Here is a 3,686-nt window from a genome sequence, read left to right as displayed (position 1 = left end):
CGCCCCGGCAGCCGGTGCCGCCGCCGTCGAGGCCGAGCAGATAGCGGATCGCGGTCATCCGGATCTCCGGTTGCGCCCAGGTCGACGGGCGCCAGGATGGTCGTGGCCCGGAAGCGGTGACGGCCGGCGACGACGTCCCGCGAATTTCCGGCAAGCCCCCTGAACGTCCGGCCGGTCCGTTCGTCTCACGAAAAAGGCCGCTCCGACGATGCCGGAACGGCCTTTCGCATCAGGGCGAAACAGCTGCGCTCATTCGGCGGGGAAGGGCACCGGGCTGTCGGACAGGGTCTGGAGGTAGGCGAGCAGGTCGGCGCGCTCCTCCGGCTTCTTCAGACCGGCAAAGCCCATGGCCGTTCCAGGGACGACGCCCTTGGGGTTGGCGATGAAATGATCGAGATTCTCGTAGGTCCAGGCGTTGGCTTCGCCGAAGGCGACCATCGGGGCGGAATACTTGAAGCCTCGTGGCCGCCGGGCTTGCGCTCGACCACGCCCCAGAGATCGGGACCGGTCTTGTTCGGGCCGCCCTTCTCGAAGGAGTGGCAGGCGACGCATTTCTTGGCGACGGCTTCGCCCTTGCCGGCATCGGCGGAGGCGAGCAGCTGGCCGAGCGGAACCGCGGCCACTTCCTCGGCCGGCGCCGCGCCCGTGTCCTCGGCGACGGCGATCTCGTAGCCGGCCTTCTCGGGCGCTTCCATGTGGAAGATCCCCTCGGCAACGAAGCCGAGGCCCATCGCGAACAGCAGCGTGCCGAGGACGGTTCCGGCGATTTTGTTCAGCTCGAACGAATCCATGAACTACAGGCTCCAAGACCACCGGCGCCGGCCATCGGCCGCGCCCGAAACTTCACCGTTTTGGCCGCGTGCGGACACACGCGGCGCCGGGTCCCGGTCCGGGCGCCGCGGGGGCGACCGCACAAGACCTCGGCGGGGATGCCGGCCGGCTGGCAGAACGCGAGCCGGAAAGGGGGCATGGTCCGCCGCCTCCCGGTCCGGAGCCGCCCGGGCACCCGTGATTGCTGCGGACGTTAGCGACTTTCACGGGGCTCTGTCCATAGACATCGCGGCAAAAACCGCCCGGCGATGCAGCCCCGACACAGCCTGGCGACACCCGGCTCTTGACAGGCAGGCCCCGATCGGCGCAGGGCGATCGGGACCCGCGCGCCGCCCTTCCTGCGAGGCCCGCACCCGCGCGCCTTGCCGACGAACGGGCCGACGAACGGGCCGACACGCTGGCCGACGAAGAGGACAATCCGAGATGACCCTGCCCGCCGATGCCCCTTCTCCGAGGCCCTCGTGATCGTGCCCGCCCGCATGGGCTCGACCCGGCTGCCGAACAAGCCGCTCGCCCTCATCGCCGGCGAGCCGATGATCGTCCACGTCTGGCGGCGGGCCTGCGAGGCCGGGATCGGCCCGGTGGTGGTGGCCGCCGACGCCGCCGAGATCGTCGACGCGGTGCGCGCGGCCGGCGGCGACGCGGTGCTGACCCGGCCCGACCATGTCAGCGGCTCCGACCGGATCTTCGAGGCGCTCGGCCGGATCGATCCCGGCCTGACCGCCGAGGTGGTGGTCAACGTCCAGGGCGACCTGCCGACGATCGCGCCCGAGGCGATCCGCGCCTGCTTCAGCCCGCTGTCCGATCCCGCGGTCGACGTGGCGACGCTTGCCGCCGAGATCCACGTGGACGCCGAGCGGACCAACCCCAACGTGGTCAAGGTGGTCGGGAGCCGCGTCGGCGAGACGCGGCTGCGGGCGCTCTACTTCACCCGCGCCACGGCTCCCCATGGCGACGGGCCGCTCTATCACCACATCGGCCTCTACGCCTATCGCCGCGCGGCACTCGCCCGTTTCGTCGACCTGCCGCCCTCGGAGCTGGAGCAGCGCGAGAAGCTGGAACAGCTGCGCCTGCTGGAGGCGGGCATGCGGATCGACGTCGCCCTCGTCGACGACGTGCCGCTCGGCGTCGACACGCCGGAGGATCTGGAGGCGGCGCGGCGGCGCCTTGGCGGCTGAGCCGGCGGTTTCTTCCTCGCCTCGATGAATCCCCACACGTCAGGTTTTCATCGAGGTTACGGCCTGACCGGCCGGCGCCCCTTCGGGCGCGTCCTCACCCGCAAGGCCGGCCTGCGGTCAGGACCTTGCGCGTTCGGTTTCACGCGGATTTCGGGTTTTGCTCGGACCGGCGATGATCTAAGCAGATCGCGCCGGCGCGGACCGGCCGACACGAGCCGAAGAAACGGGACCACCGATGACCACCTCCCTGCGCATCGCCTTCCAGGGCGAACGCGGCGCCAATTCCGAGATCGCCTGCCTCGACGTCTATCCGGACTGCACGCCCGTGCCGTCGGCGACCTTCGAGGACGCCTTCTTTGCGGTGCAGTCGGGCGCGGTCGATCTGGCGATGATCCCGATCGAGAACTCGCTCGCCGGCCGGGTCGCCGACATCCACCATCTGCTGCCCGATTCCGGGCTGCACATCGTCGGCGAGTATTTCCTGCCGATCCGCTTCCAGCTGATGGCGCCGCGCGGGGCGACGCTGGAGGGACTGAAGAGCGTGGAAAGCCACGTCCATGCGCTGGGCCAGTGCCGCAACATCATCCGCCGCTACGGCCTTGCCGCGCGGGTGGCCGGCGACACGGCGGGCGCGGCCCGGCTCGTCGCCGAATCCGGCGACCTGACGCGCGCCGCTCTCGCGCCGCGGCTCGCCGCCGAAATCTACGACCTCGACATCCTCGCCGAGAATGTCGAGGACGCCGCCCACAACACCACCCGTTTCGTGGTGCTGTCGCGCAGCGCGGCGAAGGCGGCGGCCGGCAACGGCATCGTCATCACCACCTTCGTGTTCCGGGTGCGCAACATTCCGGCCGCGCTCTACAAGGCGCTCGGCGGCTTTGCCACCAACGGCATCAACATGACCAAGCTGGAGAGCTACCAGCTCGAAGGCCAGTTCTTCGCCACCCAGTTCTATGCCGATGTGGAAGGCCATCCGGACGACGCGCCGCTGCGCCGCGCGCTGGAGGAACTCGCCTTCTTCTCGGCCGAGTTGCGCATCCTCGGCGTCTACCCGTCGAGCAGCTTTCGCGACAAGATCCGCGAGGCGATTCCGGCGGAGTGATCCGTCGCGGGGACGTGGACCGGATCAGTCGTCGGCGAAGAAGGCGTTTTCCACCACCACCGGCCAGCGCCAGGGGCGGACGAGGGCGACGTCGAACCGCTGGTCCAAACCGTCCAGCGCCGGATGCCGGCCGATGAACATGATGGCGGCGCGGGCGATGCGGCGGCGGGCGCGCAGCGTCACCGCCTCGGCGGCGACATCGAGATCGGCGCGGGCCTTGACCTCGACGAAGGCAAGCTGACGGCCGCGGCGCATGACGAGATCGATCTCCCCGGCCGGGCTGCGCCAGCGGCGGGCCACGCAGCGCCAGCCCTTCAGCCGGTAGGCGAGTTCCACCAGCCGCTCGGCGGCAAGGCCCCAGTCCTCGGCGCGCTGGCGCCGGTCACGCTCATCCGGCGGGAGGGCGGGCGGCGGCGTGGCCGGCCGGCTCACGCGCCCTGTCCGCCGCCGGGCGGATCCTCCCCGTGGTCGTTGTCGTCGGGGCGACTGTCTTCGTCACCGGCGCGTCGTCGTCCGCCGTCGCGGGTGCGGCCGGGGCGGCGGCCAGGCCCTTGAGCGCCTGCGCGCGGGCATAG

4 protein-coding genes and 1 pseudogene are annotated in these 3,686 nt (G+C 70.9%); 2 read left to right on the top strand and 3 right to left on the bottom strand.

The features are described from left to right. Positions 1 to 249 precede the first annotated feature (249 nt). A pseudogene (locus A6302_RS19640) lies at positions 250 to 791 on the bottom strand (c-type cytochrome). A 501-nt stretch (positions 792 to 1,292) separates the two neighbouring features. On the opposite strand from A6302_RS19640, the gene A6302_RS19635 reads away from it, so the two are divergent. After that, positions 1,293 to 2,009 carry a 3-deoxy-manno-octulosonate cytidylyltransferase gene (locus tag A6302_RS19635; RefSeq protein WP_342586315.1) on the top strand — a complete coding sequence of 239 codons (717 nt, stop codon included), beginning with the start codon at positions 1,293 to 1,295 and terminating at the stop codon, positions 2,007 to 2,009. A 235-nt stretch (positions 2,010 to 2,244) separates the two neighbouring features. Continuing rightward, positions 2,245 to 3,111 (top strand): prephenate dehydratase, encoded by an 867-nt coding sequence (locus A6302_RS19630; protein WP_069308439.1) that lies wholly within the window; start codon positions 2,245 to 2,247, stop codon positions 3,109 to 3,111. A 24-nt stretch (positions 3,112 to 3,135) separates the two neighbouring features. Here the strand turns inward: A6302_RS19630 and A6302_RS19625 are convergent, their stop codons facing one another. Both A6302_RS19625 and A6302_RS23740 read right to left on the bottom strand, forming a co-directional pair. Next, entirely contained in the window at positions 3,136 to 3,543 is a 408-nt protein-coding gene (locus tag A6302_RS19625; protein WP_069308438.1) for a YraN family protein, read from the bottom strand. Next, positions 3,500 to 3,686, bottom strand: a 187-nt coding sequence (locus A6302_RS23740; protein WP_425349182.1) for a hypothetical protein, incomplete at its 5' end; no start/stop codon positions are given. The genes A6302_RS19625 and A6302_RS23740, both read right to left, overlap by 44 nt.

The organism is Methylobrevis pamukkalensis, from assembly GCF_001720135.1.
GTDB classification, from domain to species: domain Bacteria; phylum Pseudomonadota; class Alphaproteobacteria; order Rhizobiales; family Pleomorphomonadaceae; genus Methylobrevis; species Methylobrevis pamukkalensis.
The sequence above is the reverse complement of the archived record's forward strand: the minus strand, read 5'-3'. Positions and strand labels throughout refer to the sequence as shown.